Annotated in this window: 24 protein-coding genes; 13 read left to right on the top strand and 11 right to left on the bottom strand. The window is 43.4% G+C overall.

Going from position 1 to position 25879, the window contains the following annotated elements; translation table 11 throughout:
• Nucleotides 1–66: 66 nt before the first annotated feature.
• From JMX89_RS05085 to JMX89_RS05075, 3 genes are all read left to right on the top strand, one after another.
• Nucleotides 67–1275 carry an acetyl-CoA C-acetyltransferase gene (locus tag JMX89_RS05085; RefSeq protein ID WP_201551036.1) on the top strand — a complete coding sequence of 403 codons (1209 nt, stop codon included), beginning with the start codon at nt 67–69 and terminating at the stop codon, nt 1273–1275.
• Between the two features lie 77 nt (nt 1276–1352).
• Nucleotides 1353–3524 carry a 3-hydroxyacyl-CoA dehydrogenase NAD-binding domain-containing protein gene (locus JMX89_RS05080; protein ID WP_201551034.1) on the top strand — a complete coding sequence of 724 codons (2172 nt, stop codon included), beginning with the start codon at nt 1353–1355 and terminating at the stop codon, nt 3522–3524.
• On the top strand, nt 3517–4575 hold the full coding sequence (locus tag JMX89_RS05075) for a CaiB/BaiF CoA transferase family protein (RefSeq protein WP_201532043.1): 1059 nt from the start codon (nt 3517–3519) through the stop codon (nt 4573–4575). The genes JMX89_RS05080 and JMX89_RS05075 overlap by 8 nt, the downstream gene beginning before the upstream one ends.
• Before the next feature lie 468 nt (nt 4576–5043).
• Here JMX89_RS05075 and JMX89_RS05070 read toward each other — a convergent pair whose 3' ends face one another.
• Nucleotides 5044–5949: a LysR family transcriptional regulator gene (locus tag JMX89_RS05070; RefSeq protein ID WP_201532044.1), complete on the bottom strand. Its 906-nt coding sequence runs from the start codon at nt 5947–5949 to the stop codon at nt 5044–5046.
• A gap of 150 nt (nt 5950–6099) precedes the next feature.
• Between JMX89_RS05070 and JMX89_RS05065 the strand changes: the two genes are divergently transcribed.
• The 4 genes from JMX89_RS05065 to JMX89_RS05050 all read left to right on the top strand — a co-directional run bounded on the left by JMX89_RS05065 (nt 6100) and on the right by JMX89_RS05050 (nt 8983).
• Entirely contained in the window at nt 6100–6489 is a 390-nt protein-coding gene (locus tag JMX89_RS05065) for a DoxX family protein (RefSeq protein ID WP_133104536.1), read from the top strand.
• A 77-nt stretch (nt 6490–6566) separates the two neighbouring features.
• A complete protein-coding gene (locus JMX89_RS05060; protein ID WP_133104535.1) occupies nt 6567–7289 on the top strand; it encodes a YoaK family protein in 723 nt (240 codons plus the stop codon).
• 239 nt (nt 7290–7528) lie between these two features.
• Entirely contained in the window at nt 7529–8239 is a 711-nt protein-coding gene (locus JMX89_RS05055) for a pirin family protein (protein ID WP_133104534.1), read from the top strand.
• A 135-nt stretch (nt 8240–8374) separates the two neighbouring features.
• Entirely contained in the window at nt 8375–8983 is a 609-nt protein-coding gene (locus JMX89_RS05050; RefSeq protein WP_011513876.1) for a nitroreductase family protein, read from the top strand.
• Between the two features lie 148 nt (nt 8984–9131).
• On the opposite strand, the gene JMX89_RS05045 is transcribed toward JMX89_RS05050, so the two are convergent.
• The 5 genes from JMX89_RS05045 to speB all read right to left on the bottom strand — a co-directional run bounded on the left by JMX89_RS05045 (nt 9132) and on the right by speB (nt 14004).
• Nucleotides 9132–9263, bottom strand: a complete 132-nt coding sequence (locus JMX89_RS05045; protein ID WP_133104532.1) for an aldehyde dehydrogenase family protein — start codon at nt 9261–9263, stop codon at nt 9132–9134.
• On the bottom strand, nt 9264–9377 hold the full coding sequence (locus JMX89_RS05040) for an aldehyde dehydrogenase family protein (RefSeq protein WP_201532045.1): 114 nt from the start codon (nt 9375–9377) through the stop codon (nt 9264–9266). It lies immediately after the preceding gene.
• Nucleotides 9378–9613: 236 nt separating this feature from the next.
• Entirely contained in the window at nt 9614–11020 is a 1407-nt protein-coding gene (locus JMX89_RS05035) for a YjiH family protein (RefSeq protein WP_201532046.1), read from the bottom strand.
• 135 nt (nt 11021–11155) lie between these two features.
• The gene (locus JMX89_RS05030) at nt 11156–12916 is read right to left on the bottom strand and encodes a 5-guanidino-2-oxopentanoate decarboxylase (protein WP_201532047.1); all 1761 of its coding nucleotides are present in this window, start codon (nt 12914–12916) and stop codon (nt 11156–11158) included.
• A gap of 119 nt (nt 12917–13035) precedes the next feature.
• Nucleotides 13036–14004 carry an agmatinase gene (gene speB, locus JMX89_RS05025; protein ID WP_201532048.1) on the bottom strand — a complete coding sequence of 323 codons (969 nt, stop codon included), beginning with the start codon at nt 14002–14004 and terminating at the stop codon, nt 13036–13038.
• A gap of 228 nt (nt 14005–14232) precedes the next feature.
• Here speB and JMX89_RS05020 point away from each other — a divergent pair, with 228 nt between their 5' ends.
• Complete coding sequence (locus tag JMX89_RS05020; RefSeq protein WP_201532049.1) at nt 14233–15153, top strand: LysR family transcriptional regulator; 921 nt, start codon at nt 14233–14235, stop codon at nt 15151–15153.
• A 32-nt stretch (nt 15154–15185) separates the two neighbouring features.
• On the opposite strand, the gene nhaC is transcribed toward JMX89_RS05020, so the two are convergent.
• The 4 genes from nhaC to hppD form a co-directional block, all read right to left on the bottom strand.
• Complete coding sequence (nhaC, locus tag JMX89_RS05015; RefSeq protein WP_201532050.1) at nt 15186–16610, bottom strand: Na+/H+ antiporter NhaC; 1425 nt, start codon at nt 16608–16610, stop codon at nt 15186–15188.
• A gap of 92 nt (nt 16611–16702) precedes the next feature.
• A complete protein-coding gene (locus JMX89_RS05010; protein ID WP_201532051.1) occupies nt 16703–17044 on the bottom strand; it encodes a 4a-hydroxytetrahydrobiopterin dehydratase in 342 nt (113 codons plus the stop codon).
• 95 nt (nt 17045–17139) lie between these two features.
• On the bottom strand, nt 17140–18015 hold the full coding sequence (gene phhA / locus JMX89_RS05005; RefSeq protein WP_227673013.1) for a phenylalanine 4-monooxygenase: 876 nt from the start codon (nt 18013–18015) through the stop codon (nt 17140–17142).
• A 207-nt stretch (nt 18016–18222) separates the two neighbouring features.
• On the bottom strand, nt 18223–19323 hold the full coding sequence (hppD, locus tag JMX89_RS05000) for a 4-hydroxyphenylpyruvate dioxygenase (protein ID WP_201532052.1): 1101 nt from the start codon (nt 19321–19323) through the stop codon (nt 18223–18225).
• 159 nt (nt 19324–19482) lie between these two features.
• Between hppD and JMX89_RS04995 the strand changes: the two genes are divergently transcribed.
• The 4 genes from JMX89_RS04995 (at nt 19483) to JMX89_RS04980 (ending at nt 24034) form a co-directional block, all read left to right on the top strand.
• Nucleotides 19483–20412: a LysR family transcriptional regulator gene (locus JMX89_RS04995; RefSeq protein WP_201532053.1), complete on the top strand. Its 930-nt coding sequence runs from the start codon at nt 19483–19485 to the stop codon at nt 20410–20412.
• Nucleotides 20413–20600: 188 nt separating this feature from the next.
• Complete coding sequence (locus tag JMX89_RS04990; RefSeq protein WP_201532054.1) at nt 20601–21797, top strand: aromatic amino acid transaminase; 1197 nt, start codon at nt 20601–20603, stop codon at nt 21795–21797.
• A gap of 255 nt (nt 21798–22052) precedes the next feature.
• Entirely contained in the window at nt 22053–23342 is a 1290-nt protein-coding gene (gene fahA, locus JMX89_RS04985) for a fumarylacetoacetase (RefSeq protein WP_201532055.1), read from the top strand.
• Nucleotides 23343–23458: 116 nt separating this feature from the next.
• Nucleotides 23459–24034, top strand: coding sequence for a VOC family protein (locus tag JMX89_RS04980; RefSeq protein ID WP_020443703.1), 576 nt, complete (start codon nt 23459–23461; stop codon nt 24032–24034).
• 64 nt (nt 24035–24098) lie between these two features.
• On the opposite strand, the gene JMX89_RS04975 is transcribed toward JMX89_RS04980, so the two are convergent.
• Entirely contained in the window at nt 24099–24959 is an 861-nt protein-coding gene (locus tag JMX89_RS04975) for an IclR family transcriptional regulator (RefSeq protein WP_201532056.1), read from the bottom strand.
• A gap of 172 nt (nt 24960–25131) precedes the next feature.
• On the opposite strand from JMX89_RS04975, the gene maiA reads away from it, so the two are divergent.
• The gene (maiA, locus tag JMX89_RS04970; RefSeq protein WP_201532075.1) at nt 25132–25776 is read left to right on the top strand and encodes a maleylacetoacetate isomerase; all 645 of its coding nucleotides are present in this window, start codon (nt 25132–25134) and stop codon (nt 25774–25776) included.
• Nucleotides 25777–25879: the final 103 nt, after the last annotated feature.

Genomic DNA, 25879 nt, shown 5'->3' with positions numbered 1-25879 from the left:
AGAATACGTTCTCCTCAAAACTTCATTATTTAACAAATATCCAATGAAATATTAAAGGGATTTATTATGACTGAGACCGCTTATATCTATGATGCCATCCGCACCCCACGTGGCAAAGGTAAAAAAGATGGCTCCCTCCATCAGGCGTCACCTATCTGGCTGGTTCGCACGCTACTCAAAGAGATGCAACAACGCCATAATTTAGATACCAGTTTGGTAGATGACGTCATTTTAGGCTGTGTGACACCAGTCGGTGAGCAGGGTTCTGATATCGCACGTATCGCCGTTATCGACGCCGATTGGCATGAGAGCGTGGCAGGATTAACGCTGTCACGCTTTTGTGCGTCTGGTTTAGAATCCATTAACCTTGCGGCAACCAAAGTCATGTCTGGCATGGAGGACTTAGTCGTTGCCGGTGGTGTTGAGTCAATGAGCCGTGTACCAATGGGTATGGATGGCGGCGCTTGGTATATGGATCCACGAGTAAACGATGCCGTTCAGTTCGTACCTCAAGGGGTTGGCGCTGATACTATTGCTACCTTAAAAGGTTTTAGTCGTAAAGACGTTGACGAGTTTGCCTCAGAGTCACACAGAAGAGCAGCGGCTGCTTGGGAAAAAGGCTACTACGATAAGTCAGTCGTTCCCGTAAAAGATCTAAACGGTTTATTGCTATTAGACAAAGACGAAACCATTCGCCCAAATACGTCAGTAGAAACTTTGGCTGGCTTAAAACCTTCATTTATGATGTCCGGTAAAATGGGCTTCGATGGCGTTATTCTTGATAAATACACCACTATTGAAAACGTCAACCATGTTCATCACGCTGGTAACTCATCGGGTATCGTTGATGGTTCAGCATTGTGTCTTGTGGGTAGTAAAGCTGCTGGCAAAAAAGCAGGTCTTAAGCCACGCGCTAAAATAACGATGGCGTCTGTGATTGGCTCAGAGCCAACCATCATGTTGACTGGTCCTACCCCTGCTTGTAAAAAAGCACTGGTTAAAGCCGGTATGACTGCTGCTGATATCGACCTTTGGGAGATTAACGAAGCATTTGCTGCTGTACCGCTTAATACCGCTGATGACTTTGGTCTCTCGCTTGATAAAGTGAACGTCAATGGTGGCGCTATCGCTATGGGTCACCCACTTGGTGCGACAGGCGCAATGCTGCTGACCACGGTGCTTGATGAGCTTGAGCGCCGCGATCTAAAAACAGCAATGATTACCCTATGTGTCGGTGGTGGTATGGGTATTGCGACTATCATTGAACGTGTATAAAAACGTTGATAAAACATTTATAAATAGCGGTTTTCGATGACTAATCGTACAGCATAATAAATTAAGAAGGACTGAATATGAGCACAAACAGCGTAAATGCCATTAATGAATTAAACAGTTTTTCAGCAGAATCAGACAACGGTATTATCACGGTTACTATCGATCAAGCAGATCGTAAAATGAATGTCATCGGTGATGGCTTTAATGACGCCTTCGCCAAATTGACGGATGCTTTTGTCAACGACCAAGAAGCAAAAGGTTTGATTTTAACGTCTGGTAAATCAACCTTTGTAGTTGGCGCAGATATCGACCAACTGGCCACTATTGAAACAGCTGAGCAAGCGTTTAACTTGGTTGAGGACTTAAAAGCTAGCCTGCGTACACTTGAAACGTCAGGTAAGCCAGTGGTTGCTGCCATTACTGGTACGGCATTAGGTGGTGGTTTAGAGCTGGCGTTAGCCTGTCATTATCGCATCGCTATTGACTCTCCAAAGACCAAGCTGGGTTTACCTGAAGTCAAGCTTGGTTTATTACCTGGTGGCGGTGGTACTCAGCGTCTGCCACGTTTGGTTGGTATTCAAAAAGCTCTTGAACTAATGACGCAAGGTAAAGCGCTTAGCGCACAGCAAGCGGTTGACATTGGTCTTATCGATGATGTGGCTCATGACAATGATGAGCTTATCAGTAAGGCTAAAGCATGGATTAATAACAATCCAAAAGCTCAGCAACCTTGGGACAAAAAAGGCTTTAAAATCCCGGGTGGCGACAGCAAACATCCTAAAGTAGTGCAAGTATTTTCGATTGCGCCTGCGATGGCAAATCAAAAGTCGCACAGCAATTATCCGGCAATCACCCATATCTTATCTAGTGTCTTTGAAGGCTGCCTAACTGATATCGATAACGGTCTTAAAATCGAATCACGCTTTTTTGTCGCTTGTGTATTATCAGACGTGTCCAAAAATATGATCAATACGTTTTGGACACAGCTAAATAGCATTAAAAAAGGTCAGTCACGCCCAGAAGGGTTTGAGCGTTCTAAAGTGAGCAAAGTCGGTATCCTTGGTGCTGGCATGATGGGTGCTGGTATCGCTTACGTCTCAGCTAAATCGGGTATGGAAGTGGTGCTGTTAGATAAGGCTATCGAAGGTGCTGAAAAAGGCAAAAACTATTCTGCTAAGTTGCTCGACAAGGCTATCAGCCGTGGTCGTTCAACGGAAGAGAAAAAACAAGCACTGTTAGACCTTATTAAAACCACAACGTCTTACGACGATTTAGAAGGCTGTGATTTAATTATCGAAGCGGTATTCGAAGATGTAGACATCAAAGCTGAATGCACGCGTAATGCTGAAGCAGTAATTCCAGAAAATGCCGTTTATGCGTCAAACACGTCTACATTGCCTATCACTGAACTTGCCAAAGCCAGCAAGCGTCCAAACCAGTTTATCGGTCTACATTTCTTCTCGCCAGTAGATAAGATGCCATTGGTTGAGATTATCGTGGGCGAAGAAACGGACAATGCAACGTTAGCCAAAGGCTTTGATTATGTTGGTCAAATCGGTAAGACACCTATCGTTGTCAATGACAGCCGAGGCTTCTACACTTCTCGCGTCTTTGGTACTTATGTCTCAGAAGGTATTGCCATGTTAAGTGAAGGTATTCACCCACGCAGCATTGAAGTGGCTGGTATGAAATCTGGTATGCCGATGCCACCACTCGCACTGCAAGATGAAGTGTCACTAAGCCTATCATTACATGTCATGCAGCAAACCAAGCGTGCTTTAGAAGCGCAAGGCAAAACCTTTACACCGCATCCAGCCATGCCAGTGGTAGAAAAAATGGTCAAAGAACTTGGCCGTGAAGGTAAAAAGGTTGCTAAAGGCTTCTATGAGTATCCTGAAAATGGTGAAAAGCGCTTATGGCCTGAGCTCACTGAACTGTACCCAATAACAGATGAGCAGCCGTCTCAGCAAGACTTGGTAGACCGCCTACTTTACGTGCAAGCCAATGAGACCGCGAAGTGTTTCGAGGAAAATGTTGTACGTACTGTGGCTGATGCAAACGTAGGTTCAATCTTCGGTTGGGGCTTTGCACCGAACCAAGGTGGTACATTACAGTTCATCAACTCAGTAGGCGTTGATAAATTTGTTGAACGTAGCCGCGAGCTTGCTAGCAAATATGGTAAGCGGTTTGAACCGGCTCAAATATTAGTGGATATGGCTTCAAGTGGTGAGGAGTTTGTTGATGGCTAATCAAGCTGATACTATGAAAAACTGCCTAGAGGGGCTGCGCGTTGTTGATTTGACGCGCAACCTACCAGGGCCTTTTGCCACGCGACTGCTTGCAGACTTAGGTGCAGAAATCATCAAAATCGAGCCAAAGAATGGTGATCCTGCCCGCGCCTTTGGCGAGCTTTTCACCGCGTTAAACCATGGTAAAGAGACTCAAAAAGTTGATTTTCGTGATCCAGTAGGTATTGAAACAATCAAAACGCATCTTAAAGATGCCGATGTGATGCTTGATAGTTTTCGCCCAGAAGTGCTTGAAGGTATGGGGCTGGACGCTAAGACCCTGCATGCTATTAATCCAAAGCTGGTCATGGTATCGATTACGGGTTATGGCGTTGTTGATGGCGAGAGCATTACCCATGATTGGGCTAATAAAGCTGGTCATGACATCAACTTTATGGCGATGAGCGGCGTGCTTGATCAGCTCAAAACCGCAGATGGTGATCAAGCAATGCCTAACATCCAGTTTGCAGATTTGGCAGGCGGCAGTGATACGGCAGTCATTACCCTTTTGGCTGCCGTGTTGTCAGCACAGCGCACGGGTAAAGGTCGTCACGTTGCGGTCAGTATGACCCATAGCTTGTATCAGCATCTGGTCATGCCAAAAGCAACTGGTAAGTTGGTTGCAAGCTTCTCTGGTAAAAACCCAAAGCCGGAGCATGATTTTTTAGGTGGTCTACTACCCTGCTATCGTTTGTACAAAACAGCAGATGACCGTCATATGGCAGTCGGCTCTTTAGAGCTAAAGTTTTGGCAAGGTTTATGTGACGTATTAGAATTACCTGAGCTCAAAACTAAACATTGGCAAATGGGTGTCATGCCTAATACCAGAGACAGCCAAGAAACGGCGCAATTGGTCGCTGATACCTTTGCCAGCTATGGTCTTGCTCACTGGCAGCAGGTTTTTGAATCGGCAGATGTGTGCGTTACGCCAGTCCTTACACTAGAGGAAGCGCGCGCGCACCCTTTATTTGCGCACCAAGATGAGCATGGTGCAACATTAGGCTGGCAGTAAAATGACATAGTCAGGACGCTATGTTAAAGTTAATCGTCAAAAACCAAAGAAGGTTTATGCTGGAAAAAATCGTTCATGATACCAACATTAAAAATATCAGCAGCAGCGGTATCGACACCATGCACACAAAAGGCTATAAAAAATCTTTGTCGTTAAAGCAGGTCTAAGTTTAACTAATCAGGAAGGCTTGCAATTTTGCGAAAAAGATTTAACGGGATGTAATAGTTATCGCGGTGATAGCAATAAGACACGGCACATTAACCTAAAAAATTATTTGCATTGTTGTTTTTAATTATCTTTATTCAGGCATTTTGAGACATCAAAATAACCACTAATAATTACTCATTTAGTTAAAAGCAGTCGTTGTCAGTACCATGGGCAAGTATTTAATACCTATTAAGTTGCTCTAAGCGAATCTATACAGGCATTACAAACTTAAGCAAAACAAACACCAACGCATAAACAAAGTTAAAAACGATCCCAATAAGGATCATCGCCAAAACGCTCAGCGATAAAATCGATTAGATAACGGCAGCGCTGCGATAAGAAACGGTTTTTGGGATAAACAGCATAAGCATTTAAAGTCGGCAATTGATACTGCTGCATGATGGGCACAAGTGCACCACTGGCTAAGGTTTTGTAAGTAATAAAATTGGGCAAAAAAGCGATTCCATGACCTTTTACCGCCATTTCTCGTAAAAAGTCGCCATTATTGACCTTTATTTTTGAGTTGATAGCGACTTGGTGCTTTTTACTTTGCTCATCTATGAGCTCTATCGTGCTAGATTTGTTTAGACCGTATTGTAAAAACTCATGCTTGGCAAAATCTTCTAGAGTAGTTGGTGTGCCCATTTTACTCAAATATTCAGGGCTGGCACATAAGGTATAGCGAATCAGCGCCAGACGTTTGGCTTGATAGCTTGAGTCCTGCAGTTCTCTAATACGAATCCCCAACTCAAACCCTTCTTCAACCAAATCTGTATGCCGATCAGAGAAATCGAGCTCAAAGTTCAAATTGGGATGCTGATTGGCATATTCATCAATGACATCATTTAGATGCATCAAGCCAAATGACAATGGCGCGGTTACTTTTAAGGTGCCCTCGATACGCGTGGGCGCACCACTGGTTTCTTCGTTTAGGGCGTCAACTTCGCTCAGTATATTGTTCACCTTTTGGTAATACTGCTCACCGGCTTGGGTTAAGTTGGATTGGCGCGTGGTGCGGCTAATAAGTTGACTGCCCAAGCGCGTCTCTAAATCCTTGAGGCGACGGCTAACCGCTGATTTGGCAATATTTAGTTGTTCGGCAGCCTTGGTAATGCTACCGGCTTCAACAATGCGTACAAACATTGCCATGTCTTCTAATTGTCCCATATAAGATGCTCCTTGACTGTTCTCTAAATAAGAACTGTTATTTGCGATTATTACGGTTTATCTATATGTGGTCAACAATTAAAATATAATCATTACTTAGCGACATATAAACGATTTAGATCCACATTGTGACATTTTTGGAGAATTACTATGGATAAATTACAAGAGCTTAGCGCCCCAATTGGTCGGCTATTTTTATCAATGATTTTTATCTTTTCAGGCTTTACCAAAATCACAGGCTACGCTGCTACTCAAGGTTATATGGAGTCGATGGGCGTACCTGATACGCTATTACCGTTGGTGATTGCCCTTGAGTTATTTGGTGGCATTGCTGTTTTGCTTGGTTTTAAAGCACGCCTGATTGCGTTATTGTTCGTGGGTTTTAACATCATATCAGCACTGCTTTTCCATCAGTTCTGGATTGATGAATCACAAATGAACCCCTTTATGAAAAACATCGCGATAGCAGGTGGGTTCTTGATGATTTTTGCTCATGGTGCAGGTGCTTATTCAATTGATCACAGCAACACGCGTAGATAATTGCCTATAACTAAAAATAAGAAAACGATGGTTAAACGTGTATTTATGCTCACTTATACTTATGACAGCTCCTTATCATGACAACTAACGCTCACAGCCCATCTAATGATAACTTACCAAGTTTTTGGCAGCGTCATCAAACGCCTGTGTTATTGACAGTGGTTGGCGGTGCCATTGATACCATTGGTTTTATCACCTTGTTTGGTTTCTTCACCGCACATGTCACGGGTAACTTGGTAATGGCGGGCAGTGGCTTGGTGAAAGGTGAAGCCGGTCTATGGATTAAACTTGCCGCCTTACCGTTATTTATTTTGACGGTCATGGTGACCAAGATATTTATTGACCATAGTAAAAATAAACAGCTAACACTGAGCCATTTATTCTTAGCGGAAGCATTTTTTCTGACCACTTTTATGATTGCCGGTTTGTACTATCAGCCTTTTGTCGATGCTGGTGATATAACCGTGGCGATAACGGGTGGATTAGGCTTAATTGCGCTGGCGATTCGTAATACCGCTAGTAAAACGGTGATTAAGCATATGAGTCCGACAGTATTGATGACGGGTAATACTACGCAACTGGGTATCAATCTGACCGATTACTTGGTCAATCGCACAGCGGACAATCGCAAAAAACTGGCACACAGCTCAGTATTGGTATCTAGCTTTTTAGTAGGCGCATTAGTGGGTGCGTTGTTATATATGCAGCTAAGTTTTTGGGCAGTAGGCTTATTTGTTTTGCCCGTGCTGTATCTATCAGTTAGGGCGCGTGATAGAGACTTTTTACAACATATTGCGTAATCGATTTTTGGGTTTATGGCAACCGTTTATGCAACTGACCCTGTTATAGAGTCCATGGTTCTACTATGAATATGTGGCGCTATCTCTGCCATCCAATTGTTCTAAAAAAAAGAATAGTTAATTGCAGTTAACGTTGTTTATCTATTATAGGACAACAATTATAATAGACCCATTGTTTAAACAAGTTAATTAATAATAAATTTATAGACATTTAACCTATTAATATCTAAGGATAAATTATGAAAACGATCTATCATGCAGCAGACTCTCGTGGCGATGCCAACCATGGCTGGCTAAAAAGCAAGCACACTTTTAGCTTTGCTAATTATCATAATCCAGATCGTATGGGTTTTGGTGCGCTACGCGTCATCAATGATGACTTCGTCATTGGTGGTCAAGGCTTTGGTAAGCACTCACACCGCGATATGGAAATTATCAGTATTCCTTTATCAGGTAAGCTCGGTCACGGCGATAACATCGGTAATAATGGCATCATCGAAACCGGTGAAATCCAAGTCATGTCAGCGGGTACTGGTATCACGCACAGCGAAATGAATGGCGATGACAAAGAAGAGGTGAAGTTCCTACAGATTTGGGTTATTCCAAATAAAATGAACGTTGAGCCTCGTTATCAGCAAGTTCGTATGGACGATATCCTAAAGCCAAATGAGTTCAATCAAGTATTGTCACCCAATGCTGACGATGCAGGCGTATGGATTCATCAAGATGCTTGGTTTAGCATGGGTGATTTCGATAAAGGTGTTACCCATACCTATCAGCTAAAAGATCCTAACAATGGTGTTTATGTCTTTGTCATTAGCGGTAAAGTTGTCGTAAACGGTAACACTTTGGATACACGCGATGGCCTTGGTGTTTGGGATACTAAGAACTTTACGATGGACGTCATCGATGATGCTAAAGTATTGCTAATGGAAGTACCAATGAGCTAATGGACGCTTCAACGCATTTTAATTTATCTATACTAAAAGATAATTATTGGAAGTGTAGATACTGGATATAACCATTAATAGTACCGATCATTTATTAGTTCGAATCAATTTATATTAACCATGTGGAGAAATACTATGTCAGACCTAAATACCTTACAACAACTTGCTGAAAAACGCCGTTCTATCTATGCGTTGAGCAATCAATTACCCGTATCGAATGACGAAGTCGTTAAGTTGGTTGAGCATGCAATCTTGCATACGCCGTCGTCGTTCAACTCACAATCGACGCGTGTTGTCGTATTGTTTGGTGAAGAGCATCAGAAACTGTGGAATATCACTGAAGAGACGTTACATGCAATCGTTGGTGATGAAGAGAAGTTTAAATCAACAAAAGACAAAATCGCGGGCTTTAAGGCGGGTGCAGGTACAATCATGTTCTTTGAAAATCAAAGTGTCGTGAAAAGCATGCAAGAAAACGCGCCGTTATATGCAGATAAGTTCCCCATTTGGGCACATCAAACCAACGCGATGCATCAGTATGTTATTTGGACGGCTTTGGCCAGTATCGACGTTGGCGCAAATCTGCAACACTATAATCCTATTATCGATGACAAAGTTGCTGAAGCATGGAATATTGACAAAGACTGGACGCTAAACGCTCAAATGGTATTTGGTGCTATCGAGCAGCCTGCAGGCGACAAAACGTTTAAGCCTGTTGAAGAGCGCATGAAAGTATTCGGTTAATATCGCATAGTTTTCAATACTAAGCTGCTCACAATATAGACAATAAAACCGCTATCGAAATATCTTAGCGGTTTTATTGTTTTGACATTCTTTATTGGCTTAAAAAAGCCTCCTTATTGGAGGCTTTTCTGTGTACAGATTTTGAGCATTATTGCGGTAACAAGACATGCTTGCTCTTTTGATAAGCTGATAGACCACCTGCGCCCAACTCTCGACCAATACCACTTTGCTTAAACCCGCCCCAGCCTGCTTCTGCCAATACTATTTGTTGCTCATTTATCTAAATACGACCTGCTTGGATTAATGTCACCTCAGAAGGTTTTAACAGTACGGTACAGCCTGCAGCCAATGCAAAGGCTAATTTCCAAGAGTGGCTACCATTGGAAAATTCCACGGGACAATAAGCATACAGATATCAACGGGTGTAAGGTCGATAGGCTTGAGTAGCGACATCTACTGCTATATCTACGCGGGTTTTTGTGCTCAGTCTGGTCGTAGTAATCACCTCTCCTGAATTTGGGTAATATAATGCATAAGTATCTTTCTCATCATCTCGGTCTACCGCTTCAATAGCTACCTTTAATCAGGCACAACCGACTGCTGGCATAGCATTACGCACAAGCACATTTTTTAATACAACAGATGCGCCACAGTGGTAATGACCACCAAACTGATCAGCGTGCGCAGAATAAAAATCATAAATAGCTCTAGCACATTCAGCTTAATGTTTGATTTTAGAATCAGCGCCCCTACTTCAGACATATAGATAATCTGGGTAATAGAAGCTGCACCAACGATAAATCTTGTCATCTCACTCTCAATACTCTTACCAACTAACGCCGGCAAATACATATCAGCAAAGCCCATAATCATCGCTGGTGCCGCTTCAGCAGCTTCTGGAATTTGTAGCAATTCAAGCACTGGTACGAGCGGTGCCGACAACCAATTAAATACCGGCGTGTACTCGGCTAAGCCAAGACCAATAGTACCGATAGCAAAAACCACTGGAATCAAGCCAAAATAGATATCAAATAGGTTTTTTAGGCTGTGTTTAAAGATATTACCCAAACTTGGCATAGAGTGCGCGCGCGTGATGGCACGGTTGAGCGCCCATTGATAGGTGGTGTACTGAGCCGGAATCTCCTCATCAAGCATGCTCTTACCTAAGTGATAAGTATCAGGCTTCAAAGACAATGGTGGTAGGCGCGGCATGATAATGGCAGCAATAAAGCCCGTTAAGGCAATGGTCAGATAAAAATACACAAAGTTATTGTCAACGCCGATGGTTTTGGCAACCACATAGGTAAAAGCGATGGAGGTGACCGAAAAAGTCGTTGCGATAATGGCTGCTTCGCGCTGACTGTAGTAGCTTTTATCATACTCTTGCATGGTCACAAGTAAACCGATAGATGCGGCGCCAAACCAAGAAGACATGGCATCGACGGCTGAGCGACCCGGCAACCGGAACAGTTTGACAAACACCTTACTCGACAAGGTACCCAAAAATTCCATCAAACCAAAATCGGTCAAAAACGGCAATGATAAAATGGCAAAGAAGAACAAAGGAATCAAAATAGGAATCAGGTCTTCAAAAATCACGCCGCCGGTATTGCGGTTGATAATAAACTCAGGTCCGATTTGTAAGTAAATCATCCAAACAAATAGCGCCCCTAAAAAGCGCGCGGATAGCCAAAACCAATCGACATCAAACAACTTTGCGCGCATAGAGTCTGTTGGCAGGTTAGGCTTCAAAACCTTGACTGCTAGCGCCCCTACAAAGGAGACTGTAACAATCGCTAATGCGGCGTAAACAACATAACCTCCCAGCACTGCTTGCAGGGTATCGGTTAATACGCCCAGTAAAATGGTGATTTTGCCATCCCACTGAAAAGGTATGATAAATAATGCCATACCCAGCGCTGAAAATAGCAAAAACTTCCACATGGATGCTTGCCACTGCGCCCCTTGCGGCGTTTCTAGATCGACAGGGTCATTTCCCAAAATCGGCTGCTGCGACTTATCGATATAATTCGTCATTTAATCCTCCTTGATAGGCGACGATCGCCAAATTTCTTCCTTCGCTGTCTGACCTATCCCTAGTTTTAGCGAATTGAGCAAATAGTTGAATGCCGTTTTATTAGTTATTTTTCATGTAAATGATGCTTGATTACATCAGCTAAAACAGGTAAAACTCTTGCCCATTTCAAGAAGAAATTCATCAGCTTCATCAACTTCATAAATCATCGGTTGTGTGCCTTTGATGTCTTCTTTTAATACCTCGATCAGTTGCTGTTTGGCTGTGATTCTGCGATAGCCTGCGCCAAATCCTGCGGCTAATGGCTCAAAGTTCGGGGTTTTAATATTGACCCCAATCAGTGGCAGGCCACCCTCTTCCATATAGCGGCGAATCTCACCATAACCTTGGTTGTTCCATAACAGCACAATCAATGGCAGCTCAAGCTCGGCGGCGCAGATTAATTCTGCGATAGTAAACTGAATGCCGCCATCGCCAATCAGACTCACAACCGGCGATTTTGAGCCAATCATGGCACCAATAGCGGCAGGCAAACCATAACCCAAGGTGCCAAAGCCAGTCGATGAATTAAACCATCGGCGCGTCGCTAAGGCCTCAAAACCAAGGTTGCCACTATAAACAGGCTGGGTCGAGTCACCAACAAATATGACGTCTTTTACTTCATCTCGAATCAGCTGTAGCAGCGCATTTTGACCAGCAAAGTCTGGTGTCATTTCCTCTATCAACGCCTGCTTTACCTTTGCTACTCTCACGAGGGCTTGATGATTCAGCGGTTGATTTTCTAAGCGCGTACATAAACCGCTAATGGCCATTTGCGCATCAGACAATAGCGTAATATCCGCTCTAAACGGACGCTGTAATTGCTGGGCATCGCAGTCAATGCGAATCAACATGCCATTGATTTGGAAGCCACCGTTAAAGAAAACATCGTAATCAGTCTCGCCAAGCTCAGTACCAATCGCCAATACTAAGTCGGCCTCGCTAATGACGGCGCGACCGGCGTCTAATGACTGATTGCTACCCAAACTCAACGGATGAGCAGGTGGCAGTAAACCTTTGGCATTGATGGTCAAAAAGGTGGGCGCATCGATAAGTTCTGCCAGTTTTTGCGCGTCATGATTAACATCAACGCAGCCACCACCATAGAGCAATACTGGATTTTTTGCCGCTTTTAGAGATTCAACAATCAAATATAATTGCGCAGGATGAGGTAGTGGTCTCATGACTTGCGGTAGTGTTAAACCATCATCAGCTTGGCTTTTTGCAGTGTTATTTAAATTTTTAGTTTTATTAAAATTAGAGGTTAAATCAGGCGGCTTGGCGACATGACTGGCATCGGCGGTAATCACATCAATAGGCAACTGGATATGAACTGGTCCCAGACGCGCGCCATTAAATAACGCAAAAGCTTCAGCGATGACTTTGGGTAACGACTCAGGTTGCCAGATGGTTTTACTCATGAGCGCAACCTTACTGACCATACCTTGCTGGTCATGCAATTCATGCAAGTGCCCTTCACCGCTGCCGGTATGCTGCACTTTATTGACACTAGATATCACTAGCATCGGTATAGAATCTGCCAATGCTTGCGCCATTGCCGTCATGATATTGGTCATGCCGGGACCGGTGATGATAAAGCATACCCCGACTTTGCCAGACGCGCGGTAATAACCATCAACCATAAAGCCTGCGCCTTGCTCATGACGCGGTGTCACGTGGCGGATATCGGTATTGGGCAGGCCACGATATAGCTCGACCGTATGTACGCCCGGAATACCAAATACCGTCTCAACCCCGTAATATTCTAGCCACTGTACGAGTAGCTCACCGCAAGTTAGAGATGAGGTAACTAGCGCAGATTTTGGCAATGAAGAAGGCGTTTGGAGAGAATGCGTCATGAGTTAATCATCCTAAAAATTCAATAGCAAGTAAATAAGTAGTTCAGTATCAAATCCAAGCTAAACCCAAACTGCCCTTTAATTCCTTATAAAGGACAGTTTGGAATTATAAATCATGCTCAATAAATGGCTTTGACTTTGTCGTCATAGCGCACGCCCGGTAGAATACATAGCATCTCAAATAGCAGGTTCGCGGCTAGTACTGAGGTGTTACCAAACGGGTCATACGGCGGTGACACCTCTACCAAATCGCCACCAACCACATCAAGTCCGCGCATACCACGAATGATCTCAATAGCTTGTGTTGACGTTAAGCCACCGATTTCCGCGGTGCCCGTACCCGGTGCAAACGCAGGATCAATCCCATCAATATCAAAACTTAGATAGACGGGACCATCACCTAGCTTCTCGCGCACTTCTGCCATCAAAGGTGTCAGTGATTTATACCAACATTCTTCAGCAGGCACTACTCGAAAACCTTGCTCGGTTGACCAATCAAACTCTTCAGCACTATAACCCGTACCACGTAAGCCAATTTGTACCACACGGTTGCCATCAATGAGGTTCTCTTCAACTGCGCGGCGAAATGGTGTGCCATGAGCAATTTTTTCGCCAAACATTTCATCATTGATATCAGCATGCGCATCGATATGCACCATCCCAACAGGCCCATGTTTTTTGGCAAGCGCACGCAAGATAGGCAGTGCAATCGTATGATCACCGCCTAACGTTAAAGGAATAGCGCCATGACTGACAATTTTATCGGTATAGAATTTCTCAATAATATCGACGCTTTTTAGCAGGTTAAAGGTATTGATAGGAACGTCGCCAATGTCAGCGACTTGCAAAGACTCAAAGGGAGCGGCGCGAGTGGCGACGTTATAAGGGCGAATCATGCGTGATTCATCGCGAATCTGTCTCGGACCCAATCTTGCACCGCTACGGTTTGAGGCGCCAATATCTAAAGGCACCCCAACGAATGCTACATCCAGTCCTTCAGCATCGGCTTGGGTTGGCAGGCGCATCATAGAAGCGAAGCCGCCAAATCTTGGCATATCGTTGCCGCTTAATGGTTGATTAAATTTCATCACTTACATCCTTGTATCGATTGGTCAAAACAGACAATTTGTCTATATTACTTTTTATCTATGCCACTTTTTCTATAGCTCTGACAATACCTAAATATCAGAGGCGAGACCATGGTAAAATTTAGAAGTAAGCTTCTGGTTTTTCGTAGTAACTTTGATTTATCCGTTATTTATAGAAGTTTTATAAAAAAATCGGTTAAGACAATAGATACGGGGACATGACTTTCGATGCTAGATGAATTGATAAAAATTGACATCAAAACCCTGCGGAGCTTTATGGCCATCGTAGAGTGTCAAGGTGTGACCGCCGCGCAGTCACGCTTAAATGTCACGCCGTCTGTCATCAGCGGTCATTTGACCCATTTAGAAGGCCGCTTGGGTATGACGCTCTGTCATCGTGGACACGCGGGTTTTAAGCTGACAGAAGATGGGGCAGCGGTTTACGAGGCTTGCTTAAGTTTTACCGAAGCGGTGGCAAGCTTTCAGCATCAACTGCACTATATTCGGCAACTGGATTCGGTACGCGGCGGTCATATTCGGTTATGTCTTATCGATCAAATGCCAACGGTTTTTTATGATGCGTTACGTCAGTGCTTAGCAGCAAGCTATCGTAATAATCCATTAATACATTTTTCTATCGATGTGCAAAGCCCTGAGAGTATGCTTGATAAGCTTTTAAGTAATGAAAGTGATATTGGCGTGGGATATTTTGGTAGCTTCCCACCCCTATTAACTTTCCAGCCAGCATTTATCGAAAAGCAAGTGGTTTGCTGTGGACGTGAGCATCAGCTATTTTATGAGGCGGAAGGGTTAACCTTTGAGGGTTTGGAACAAAACTATCCATGGATAAAACGAGGCTATATTACTGATTTGAGTATCAATCATGTCCGCCCAAAAACCTTGAGTGCCACCACTTATCATATGGAGGCAACCGCGCAATTAATTTTAGCGGGTCATCATGTCGGCTACTTGCCCAATGATTTGGCAAAGCGTTATGAAGAGATGGGGGTGATGAAAATACTACTGCCCAATGAGGCAAGTTACGAGGTCAAGCATCATTGGGCCTATCGAGAAAACCTTCATAAGCACGTCGCTGATTTTTTAGAGCAGATGATTAGCCTATTACGAAAAAACCCCTTTAAAGAATGAATATTCTTTAAAGGGGTTTATATAGCCGTTATTTAATTAACTGCTTGCGCTTTTTGATGCTTACGGACGCTAGACCCATCTTTACGCGTAATCGTTATCCCTGTAAAGCCAAACAATATTGTCAGTAGCAATGATAAATAGCAGAAGAACGCATAAGGTAGATAATCAAGCACTGGCACACCTAACGCTTGGCTGATAAACACACCGCACACACTCCATGGTACAAGTGGATTGATCACTGTACCGGCATCTTCAATGGTGCGTGATAGATTTTTTGGATGCAAGTTCAAGCGCTCAAACGTCGGACGAAATGCCGTACCAGATAAAAGAATACTCAAATACTGCTCACCGATAAGGACATTGATACTCAGCGCTGACATGGCAGCGGCAAAAATGGCGCGTCCTGCTGTCGTTAAATTGTCTTTGATACCAGATAACAGTGCTGGCAAGATACCCAACGCCGTCAGCAATCCGCCTAAACTCAGCGCCAATATCACGATGGCTTGAGTAAAGAACATACTTTGTACACCGCCACGCGACAGCATACCGCCCACTTCACCAAGCTCTAATGACTCTGCGGGTGTATAACCTGCAAAGAAATAACCACCCAACTGCCCAACGTTTGGCGTGCTATGCATATAAGTAATGATAATTGCCACAGCAATGGTACAAATAATGGTGTAAATGGCATTAACTCGAAATAGAGCCAGCGCAATCAAGACCACAAATGGCAATACCGCATAACCATGTACCAAACCACTGTCAATCAATTGTCCTTTTAGCACCGTTACTTGACTTAAATCTGAGCCAGCCGTCTGTCCAGAGAAAAACCAAAATAATATAACCGTTAATATCCATGCCGGAACTGTGGTATACGTCATATTGCGTATATGCTCGAACAAATCGATGCCTACAACTGCTGAAGCAATGGTACAAGTATCCGATAATGGCGACATTTTATCACCAAAAAACGCCCCTGATACCACAGCGCCTGCCGCTATCGCAACGTTAGCATCAAAGGCATCACTCATACCAATGAAAGCCACGCCAAGCGTCGCAGCAGTCGTCAAACTACTGCCCAAAGCGATACCAATAATAGAGGTCAACACAAAGGCGGAGATATAATAATATTGCGGAGATATTAGCTCAAAACCAAAATACATCAAGGTTGGAATAGCACCAGACATCATTAAGGCGGCGACCATCAAACCGATAAAGAAGAATAAATAGATCGCACCAATACCGCGCATAACGCCGGATGCCATTTGCGCTTGCATGTCATCAAAACTTAATCCTTTAAATATACCAATGCCTAGCAGGACACAGATAGCGAGGATTAATGATAAATGCGGTACCCAGCCAAAGCCAATCATGGTAACGCCCATGATAGCAATGACAATGGCTGAAATCATAAATGCCAGTTGCGGTGAGATTTGGGTTAGAATTTTTGGAGGCATCACACATCCTTAGTGTGCCAGTGGTTTCTGGCATTGGGGTTTGATTTTGGGGTGACAAGTTTAATCAGTTGCTAGCAGTATTGCTACTCTGATTATTTGGTGAGTAAGCTGTCGGTCTTGGCTGCCATGACAAAGTCATTGCGATGCAAACCTTTAATGCTATGCGACCACCAAGTGACCGTAACCTTGCCCCACTCTACCAATATGCCCGGATGATGCCCTTCTGCCTCAGAAATCTCAGCAAGCTCATTGGCAAATGCCATTGCTAAGACAAAGTTCTTAAATTTATATTGGCGCTGTAATTGCTTGATGCCATCGACCTCAATCAACGTCCACTCTGGAATTTGTTGTAATAGCTCTGTTGCTTCGCTGTCGCTGACTGTCGGTGCGCCAATACGGCAGGCTTCACAGCTGGCTTGTGATAATGTCGTCATTGTAATGTCCTTTTATTTTAACGATTAATTTTTTAATAAATGTACGTCCGTGTTGACGTTGGTTCTTTTATTACTTATGAAAAATGTACTGTCTATTAAGCAGTTTTGATAGCATACGTTGGCTCAAACAGTCCTAAACTCATCGCCTTTTGTACAGCGCCCATAATGTCACTATTCACGATATCGAATAGCGTATCCAAATCGTCAATTGCATAATAGATAGGCTGAATTTGGTCAATACAGTAAGGAGTGCGCAAGACGTCAATCAAATCAAACGCACGACAGTCCGGTTCATCGCTTAGGGCATAGATGGTTTCAGACGGTGAGCTTAAAATGCCGCCGCCATAAATCTTGCGGGTTTCTTTGGTAGCACCCATTAGACCAAATTCGATGGTGAACCAATACAGGCGCGCTAAATAAAGACGCTCTTGCTTGGTCGCATTGAGACCAAGCTTGCCATAAGTCTCATTAAAAGTTGCAAACGCAGGATGGGTCAGCAGCGGACAATGCCCAACGATTTCATGAAAAATATCTGGCTCTTCGATATAGTCCATATCATCAAAACGACGGATAAAGGTCGCAACCGGAAAGCGTTTATCAGCTAAGAGTTTGAAGAATTTACCGAAGCTGATTAACGCCGGTACAGCAGCGGTTTGCCAACCGGTATTGGCTTGCAATACTTCATCAATATCTTGTAGTTGCGGAATATGCGTTGCCGGTAATTTGAGTTTCTCTAAACCCTCGATATAGGCTGAACTGGCACGATTGGGTATTTGCTTGGCTTGACGTTCAAGCAGCGCTTGCCACATCGCGTTTTCATCGTCACTATAATGAATATGACCATGATTGTCTGGCTGACGCGATACGTAAGGTTGCTTCTTCTGAGTTAAATGATGAGTAGAAGCTTCAGTGCTTAACGAATTGCTACTGAGAGGCTTTATGTACGCAGTTCTCTCTTGACGGCTTTCCATGCCTAGTTTCCTTAATATTGCAATGAGTCTAATACCTTGGTATCAGTCATTTGCTTTATTCACTTTGTCTGCCTAGCTTTGAGCGTTTTATTATTAAATAGCAGAGTAACAAAGGTAATAAGGACAAGATAAACCCCTTTCATCTTGCCCTTTTAATACTTATTGAAAAGTGCTTTTTTAAAAGTACTCTTAAAAAATCTCTGACAATTATGGCGTTTCAGTCTCTGTCTGACCAACCATGCCGCGGCGTACTTGGTCGCGCTCGATAGATTCAAACAATGCTTTAAAGTTACCTTCACCAAAGCCTTCTTCATAATCGCCTTTACGCTGGATAAACTCAAAGAATACTGGGCTTCCTAAGATGGTTTCAGAGAAAATCTGTAGCAGTAGACGCGGAACATCGCCCTCGGTCGTGCCATCTAACAAGATACCGCGCATCTGTAGCTCAGAGATATTCTCGCCATGACCTGGTAGACGCTCATCAAGCATCTTATAATAAGTATCATTTGGTGCCGTCATGAGTGGAATGCCCATCTCTCGCAATTTGTCGATGCTAGACAATAAATCATCACTCAATAGCGCGATATGCTGAATACCTTCACCGTTAAAGTGCATCAAATATTCTTCGATTTGGCCGCCGCCTTGCTTAGACTCTTCGTTTAACGGGATACGGATTTTGCCATCAGGGGCGGTCATCGCTTTACTGGTCAGGCCGGTGTACTCGCCTTTGATATCGAAATAACGGATTTCACGGAAGTTAAAGATGCGCTCATAGAAGTTTGCCCAATACGCCATACGGCCGCGGTAAACGTTATGCGTTAGATGGTCAATGACTTTAAAGCCATAACCTACAGGGCGTCTGTCAACGTCTGGTAAGAATTCAAAATCGACATCATAGATAGACTCGCCATCTTTAAAACGGTCAATCAAATAGATGAGAGAGCCGCCAATGCCTTTGATAGCAGGCAGTCTTAATTCCATCACCCCTGTTGGCACATCTACTGGCTGCGCACCTTTTTCAATCGCCAGCTCATAGGCTTTTTTAGAATCCTTGACGCGAAAACCCATGCTACAAGCCCCTGCGCCATGCTCTTCAACGAAGTAACTGGCTTGGCTTTTTGGCTCACGATTGATGATAAGGTTGATATCACCTTGACGGTATAACGCCACGTCCTTTGAGCGGTGATTGGCCACATGGGTAAAACCCAACTGCTCAAATAACTCTGCAACAGCTTGTGGTTGAGGTGAGGCGAATTCAACAAAGTCAAACCCTTGCAATCCCATTGGGTTTTCAAATAAATCGGCCATTGTAATCATCCTTAATTTCAATTGGTGGTATAAAAAACAGTAAAAATATAATGCTAAAAAATAACTTCAATCAATATTCTTATTGACGATGCATTTATATTAGATTAGCTTGATTTATAAGACTAATCGTATTTTTTGATTTATTTATCAGGTTTGCTTATGAATATCAGTATTCGCCAATTGACCGCTTTTATCAGCGTTGCCGACAATGGCAGTTTTACCCGTGCCAGTGAGCAGATGCATTTAACCCAATCTGCCGTCAGTGGTTTGATTAAAGAGCTAGAATCTAGCCTCGGTATCGTGTTGTTTGATCGCACCACACGCCAGCTTTCTTTGTCCGTTGTCGGGCATCATTTATTGCCACAAGCGCGGCGTATCTTAAATGAGATGCAGCTGTTTGAAAATGAAGCCAGTAGTTTGACAAGTTTGGCACAAGGTCAGGTTAGGCTTGCGGTGTCGCAATTTGCCGCCTCCTCCATGCCAGCGGTTATTGCCCAGTTTGCTAAAGAATATCCAGATATCAGCGTGTCTTTACTTGATTGCTCAGCTGAAAATGTTTTAGAACACATTCAAAACATCGAGGTAGATTTGGGCGTCGGGACTGAGCTTGGTTTTATGGAATCTGAGGATGACATCAGCGCCGATTTGTTATATCAGCTGCCGTTTTGTGTGGTGATGCCTGACAGCCATGCGCTGGCACAAAAATCAGAAGTCGTCTGGCAGGACTTGGTAGACATTCCGCTTATTACCTTGCAAGGGCCGTTTATTGAGCAAGTGACCGCCGAGCTTGATGAAAGTATTGCCAGCCATATCCAACAAGCACGCTATAAAGTTAACTTTATGTCCACCGCCCTTGAGATGACCCGCCAAGGTTTTGGCATTACCTTATGCTTGCCTTATATGCCGGAGGTGATAGATTGGGTAAGCGCCAATGGCTTACAGATGCGCCCCTTGGCACAACCGGTCAAGATGCGCCGCTTTTTTATTTACCAACGCTCGTCACGGGCATTATCACCCGCCAGCATTGCCTTTAAGCAATTCTTGCAATCTTACTTTGCGAGTCACTTTGATGATTTACAGAGTATTTAAGTGTATTTAAGCCTCCTTTAACCAACTCATTACTTAAGTTTGGCAAGGGCTAAAATCTGTCCAAAAATTTGCCAATAAACAAAAAAATGCGTTAATTAATCAGTATCACTGAATCTAACGTTGAGTTAATCGCCAAACTGGTTTATGCTTTTTAACGCCTTAACTCATCTCCCTTGTAAGGAAAAAAAATGTTTGAACGTATCGATTATTATGCCGGTGACCCGATCTTAGGATTGATGGACAAATTTGCCGCCGACACCAACCCAGATAAAGTCAATTTAGGCGTGGGCGTTTATTATGATGAGGATGGCAAATTGCCAGTCCTTGAGTGTGTCAAAACGGCTGAGCAGCGTATTGCAGACCCAATCTCTCCTCGTCCTTATTTGCCAATGGCCGGCTTACCCGGACACCGTAAAGGTTGTCAGGAATTGCTGTTTGGTAAAGACGCTCAAATCTTACAAGACGGTTTGGTTGCGACCATCGCCACTATCGGCGGTTCTGGTGCGTTAAAAGTGGGCGCAGAATTTATCCATGAATGGTTCCCGCAGTCTAAATGCTACGTCAGCGACCCAACGTGGGGCAACCACATTGCTATCTTTGAAGGCTCTGACGTCGAAGTCGGTAAATATCCGTACTACGACAAAGCGACCAGCAGCATCAAATTTGATGAGATGATTGCTTTTTTTGAGACTTTAAATAAAGACGACGTCATCTTATTGCACCCTTGCTGCCATAACCCAACCGGTATGGACTTGACTCGTGAGCAGTGGGATACCGTGCTAAACGTCATTCAAGCGCGTGAGCTGATTCCATTTATGGACATCGCTTACCAAGGCTTTGGCGAAGATATGGACAGCGATGCTTACGCAATTCGCAAAGCGGTTGATATGGGTCTGCCATTGTTTGTGAGTAACTCATTCTCTAAAAACTTATCGCTATATGGCGAGCGTGTCGGTGGTCTATCAGTTGTTTGCCCAACGGTAGATGAAACTGATCGCGTCTTTGGTCAGCTGAACTCTACGGTACGTCGTATCTACTCAAGCCCGCCATCACATGGTGGTCGCGTGGTTGATATCGTTATGAACGACGAAGCGCTACATGAGCAATGGGTTGGCGAAGTATATGCGATGCGTGACCGTATCAAATCTATGCGTACCAAACTCAAATCAGTATTAGAAGAAAAAATCCCAGGTCGTAGCTTTGATTACTTGACCGCCCAGAACGGTATGTTTAGCTTTACAGGTCTAACGCCTGAACAAGTTGCACAACTACAAAGCAAGTATGGTATCTACATGGTATCGAACTCGCGTATGTGTGTTGCCGGCTTAAACAGTACCAATATCGACTATGTTGCCAATGCGATGGTTGACGTTTTAAAAGATTAATTCCCTCATCGCTTTTATTAAAATATAAACAAAGGCTAAGTATCATTACTTAGCCTTTTTTCATGCGTTGGATTTCGTAGTGGTGATATTTTTAGCAAAAACAATAACCAAATAGCTTTTAGTCTCGGTCAAAACTCAATCAATTTATAGAACGAGCACATAAAAAAACTTGCAATCGATTACGCTATAAATTACATTATACGTAAGTAGTTAATTATAACGTAATTTAATATTCGCTTTAGCAAGGAGCCGATCATGTCAACGATTGACAAAAACCTCTCATCTTTCCTCGATATTGCAACCGATTCTGACTTCTCTATTCATAATCTGCCTTATGGCATTTTTAGTGAAAGTACTGACGGCAAACGTCGCGCTGGCGTGGCTATTGGTGAGCAAGTATTAGACTTATCGGTACTTGAAGCTGAAGGGCTATTGAGTTTAGACGGTGGTTCATATTTCGATCAAAACACGTTAAACGCCTTTATTAATTCTGGTCGAGACAATTGGAGCAAAGCGCGTAAAACGATTCAAACGCTACTCTCTAGTGATTGCGATACTTTACGTGACAACACAGATTTGCAGCAAAAAGCCCTATTTCAACAATCAGATGTCACTATGCATTTGCCGGTTCAAGTGCCCGGCTTTACCGATTTCTATTCGTCTAAAGAACACGCAACCAACGTCGGTACTATGTTCCGTGACCCAAGTAACGCCTTATTGCCTAACTGGACTGAGATGCCAGTAGGCTATAACGGACGCGCCAGCACCGTCATCGTCAGTGGTACAGATGTGATACGTCCATCGGGTCAGCTAAAACCCAATGCCGATGACCGCCCTATTTTCTCACCTTGTAAGCGTCTGGACTTTGAGCTTGAAACGGCGTTTGTCGTTGGCAAAGGTAATAATATTGGTCAACCGATTGCCGTAGATAATGCTATTGATCATATTTTCGGTATGGTTTTGCTGAACGATTGGTCAGCTCGTGATATTCAAAAATGGGAATACGTGCCATTAGGTCCATTTAACGCCAAAACTTTTGCCTCTGAAGTATCCCCATGGATTGTGACGATGGAAGCCTTAGCACCGTTCAAGATGCCATGCCCAACGCAAGAACCAAAGCCGCTTGCTTATCTGAACGAAAAAGACAGCAATAATAGTTATGACATTCATTTATCAGTAGAACTATTGCCTGAAAATGCTGAAGAAGCAACGGTGGTTTGCGAAACCAATTTTAAATATATGTACTGGTCAATGGCGCAGCAGTTGACTCACCATACTATTACTGGCTGTAAAGTAGAAGTGGGCGATATGATGGGTTCAGGGACTATCTCAGGACCGACGCCTGATTCTTATGGCTCAATGTTAGAGATTGCGTGGAATGCAACCAAACCTGTCACCCTCCAAGGCGGTGAGACACGCAGCTTTATCGAAGATGGCGACACGGTCATCATGAAAGGCTATAGCGAAAAAGACGGTATTCGTGTTGGCTTTGGCGAAGTACGCGGCAAAGTATTGCCTGCCCTTACCTTCGATTTTGACAAATAACAGTCGGACATAAACCAGCTGTATAAATAAACGGCTCACACTTTCAAATAGTTATTATCTATTAATGATGCTCTGACAGTGTGTTGAATCGTACGCCCTATCAAAAGGAGTTTGATATGAGTTTTAAAATTGAAAAAATCCATCATGTGGCCTATCGCTGCAAAGACGCTAAAGAAACCGTTGAATGGTATAAAAAATATCTGAATATGGATTTCATCCTAGCATTCGCTGAGGATCATGTACCTTCGACCAAAGCCTTTGACCCTTATATGCATGTGTTTTTAGATGCGGGCAATGGCAATGTATTGGCATTTTTTGAAGTGCCTAATCAGCCTGAAATGGGCTTTGACCCTAATACGCCAAGCTGGGTACAACATCTAGCGATGAAGGTAAAAGACCGTGATGCCTTAATGGCAGCTAAAAAGCATTTGGAAGAAAACGGCATCGACGTGGTCGGTGTGACGAATCATGGCATCTTCCATTCTATCTATTTCTTCGATCCTAATGGACATCGTATGGAGCTTACTTACGATGATATTACCTCAGAAGAAAAAGTTTCGATGATTACTGAAGAGATGAAATATGAGATGCTGGACGAATGGTCACGTACCAAACGCGCACCCGCTCATACTCAGTTTCTACATGCAGAGGAGCTGGCTGAAGCACGAGAAGTCGCGCCTGCCGGTGAGTAATATTTTTTAGCGTTTAGATTATTCTTTATAAAATAGCTAAGATAAGTTTTAGCTATTTTACGAGCTACACTATTTGATAACGCTGTGCAATTGCTAATATTTGCTCGACCACATTATGCTGCTCACTCATGGGCAACTGCTCTGTGGTACCAATGATAGTAATGGCATACTCCAAAGACAAACTTTCAACAGATAGTTTGTCTTTGTCATATAGATTCGCAGTGGTTGAGAGCTGCGGTATGATAACGGGAATAGTAATCGCATTAATCCCCATTAACATATCACCAGTAACAGTCGCATAGCCTTGGGTACGAACTTTCGCTCGCAACTGGTTAAAGTACTGCCATTTCTCCGTTATTGCTTGCTCTTGCTTCGCCTGCCATTCTGCGATGACCAAGGGTTTGATAATGGTATCTGGCTGATAGCTTGCAAACAAATGACCTGTCGCCGACGTAGTCAAGGGCATACGCGATCCGATACGAGTAATAATACTAATAGCGCTATCTGGTTCAACAGATTGAATGATAATGGGACCTTCGCTGAACCATTTAGCGATTTGTACACCGCAATTAAGCATGTCTTTGATCTCATTAGCAATATGCGTCAGACGATCCAAGATATTATTTTGATTAAACCCACTATGACCTACTGCTCCTAGCGCGCCCATTGCATGAACTCTATCACCAAGTCCATAACGTCCATCACTGAGCTGGCGAGCATAGTGTTTACGAATAAGACTGACCAAATAACGGTGGCACTTTGCTGGATGCATTTGCATGGCTTGTGCAATATCCTTTAGCATCATCGGCTCGTTACAATCGATGAGCACGTCTAATACCGACAGCCCAATCTCAAGCGATTGTACGCCGCCTTGGTTTTTATTCATCGTAGGAAGATTTTCTATCAGGTTTTCAGCTGCTGGCATGGTTTACTCTGTGAATGATTAACTGAATGCGTTATCAATACAATATTAGAAAATTGAAATAAAGACTTAATGTCATAATAGGTATCTTTTACTCTTTAAGACATTAGTAAGCTCAGTAATTATAACCCTTTATCTTACTCACAACACAGCATAATAAAAGGAATGCCCTATGATGACACTTTATGGCTACTTTCGCAGTAGTACCTCTTACCGTACACGTATCGCAATGAATTTAAAGCAGTTAGATTACGATTACGTTGCGGTTAATTTAGCAAAAGATGAGCAATTAGAAGCCATCTTTCAATCTATTAATCCTCAAGGCTTGGTACCCGTCGTACAAGTAAATGACTTATGGTTGTATCAAAGTCCTGCTATTTTGGAGTGGTTAGAAGAGGTCTATCCTGAGCATCCTTTGTTGCCCAAAGATGCAGCAGGTCGCATGCAAGTAAGGGCTTTAAGCGCTATGATTGGCTGCGATATCCATCCGCTAAATAACCGACGTGTCTTGCAGTATCTGCGTAATGAACTGTCAGTAGATGAAGATCAAGTTATGGCTTGGTGCCATCGCTGGATGATTGAAGGTTTTGACGCTCTCGAAAAACGCTTGGCACAAGACAAAACACACGGTAAATTCTGCTATGGCGACAGCCCTACTTTTGCAGATTGCTATCTGATTCCGCAGGTCTCTTCTGCCGAACGCTTCAAGGTAGATCTCAGTGCTTATCCAAATATCGTTGCGATCGACGCCCACTGTCGAACATTAAAGGCTTTTGCCGACGCTGACCCTATGGTGCAGCCTGATGCACCAAATGCTTGATATAAGCTGCAAAAAAGCCTCCGATTTAGGAGGCTTTTTTCTGAAAATATAGTGGTGCTATTGCCATTTATACTCTCTAACTTAAAGTATGGAAAATAGGCTA

The organism is Psychrobacter sp. DD43 (assembly GCF_904846555.1).
GTDB lineage: Bacteria > Pseudomonadota > Gammaproteobacteria > Pseudomonadales > Moraxellaceae > Psychrobacter > Psychrobacter cryohalolentis.
This window is presented reverse-complemented; position numbering and strand designations above follow the sequence as displayed.

What these genes read in the sequence shown, in the direction of transcription:
- JMX89_RS05085 (WP_201551036.1), top strand. Translation starts at nt 67, where the DNA reads ATGACTGAGACCGCTTATATCTATGATGCCATCCGCACCCCACGTGGC.
- JMX89_RS05080 (WP_201551034.1), top strand. Translation starts at nt 1,353, where the DNA reads ATGAGCACAAACAGCGTAAATGCCATTAATGAATTAAACAGTTTTTCA.
- JMX89_RS05075 (WP_201532043.1), top strand. Translation starts at nt 3,517, where the DNA reads ATGGCTAATCAAGCTGATACTATGAAAAACTGCCTAGAGGGGCTGCGC.
- JMX89_RS05070 (WP_201532044.1), bottom strand. Translation starts at nt 5,949, where the DNA reads ATGGGACAATTAGAAGACATGGCAATGTTTGTACGCATTGTTGAAGCC.
- JMX89_RS05065 (WP_133104536.1), top strand. Translation starts at nt 6,100, where the DNA reads ATGGATAAATTACAAGAGCTTAGCGCCCCAATTGGTCGGCTATTTTTA.
- JMX89_RS05060 (WP_133104535.1), top strand. Translation starts at nt 6,567, where the DNA reads ATGACAACTAACGCTCACAGCCCATCTAATGATAACTTACCAAGTTTT.
- JMX89_RS05055 (WP_133104534.1), top strand. Translation starts at nt 7,529, where the DNA reads ATGAAAACGATCTATCATGCAGCAGACTCTCGTGGCGATGCCAACCAT.
- JMX89_RS05050 (WP_011513876.1), top strand. Translation starts at nt 8,375, where the DNA reads ATGTCAGACCTAAATACCTTACAACAACTTGCTGAAAAACGCCGTTCT.
- JMX89_RS05035 (WP_201532046.1), bottom strand. Translation starts at nt 11,020, where the DNA reads ATGACGAATTATATCGATAAGTCGCAGCAGCCGATTTTGGGAAATGAC.
- JMX89_RS05030 (WP_201532047.1), bottom strand. Translation starts at nt 12,916, where the DNA reads ATGACGCATTCTCTCCAAACGCCTTCTTCATTGCCAAAATCTGCGCTA.
- speB (WP_201532048.1), bottom strand. Translation starts at nt 14,004, where the DNA reads ATGAAATTTAATCAACCATTAAGCGGCAACGATATGCCAAGATTTGGC.
- JMX89_RS05020 (WP_201532049.1), top strand. Translation starts at nt 14,233, where the DNA reads ATGCTAGATGAATTGATAAAAATTGACATCAAAACCCTGCGGAGCTTT.
- nhaC (WP_201532050.1), bottom strand. Translation starts at nt 16,610, where the DNA reads ATGCCTCCAAAAATTCTAACCCAAATCTCACCGCAACTGGCATTTATG.
- JMX89_RS05010 (WP_201532051.1), bottom strand. Translation starts at nt 17,044, where the DNA reads ATGACGACATTATCACAAGCCAGCTGTGAAGCCTGCCGTATTGGCGCA.
- phhA (WP_227673013.1), bottom strand. Translation starts at nt 18,015, where the DNA reads ATGGAAAGCCGTCAAGAGAGAACTGCGTACATAAAGCCTCTCAGTAGC.
- hppD (WP_201532052.1), bottom strand. Translation starts at nt 19,323, where the DNA reads ATGGCCGATTTATTTGAAAACCCAATGGGATTGCAAGGGTTTGACTTT.
- JMX89_RS04995 (WP_201532053.1), top strand. Translation starts at nt 19,483, where the DNA reads ATGAATATCAGTATTCGCCAATTGACCGCTTTTATCAGCGTTGCCGAC.
- JMX89_RS04990 (WP_201532054.1), top strand. Translation starts at nt 20,601, where the DNA reads ATGTTTGAACGTATCGATTATTATGCCGGTGACCCGATCTTAGGATTG.
- fahA (WP_201532055.1), top strand. Translation starts at nt 22,053, where the DNA reads ATGTCAACGATTGACAAAAACCTCTCATCTTTCCTCGATATTGCAACC.
- JMX89_RS04980 (WP_020443703.1), top strand. Translation starts at nt 23,459, where the DNA reads ATGAGTTTTAAAATTGAAAAAATCCATCATGTGGCCTATCGCTGCAAA.
- JMX89_RS04975 (WP_201532056.1), bottom strand. Translation starts at nt 24,959, where the DNA reads ATGCCAGCAGCTGAAAACCTGATAGAAAATCTTCCTACGATGAATAAA.
- maiA (WP_201532075.1), top strand. Translation starts at nt 25,132, where the DNA reads ATGACACTTTATGGCTACTTTCGCAGTAGTACCTCTTACCGTACACGT.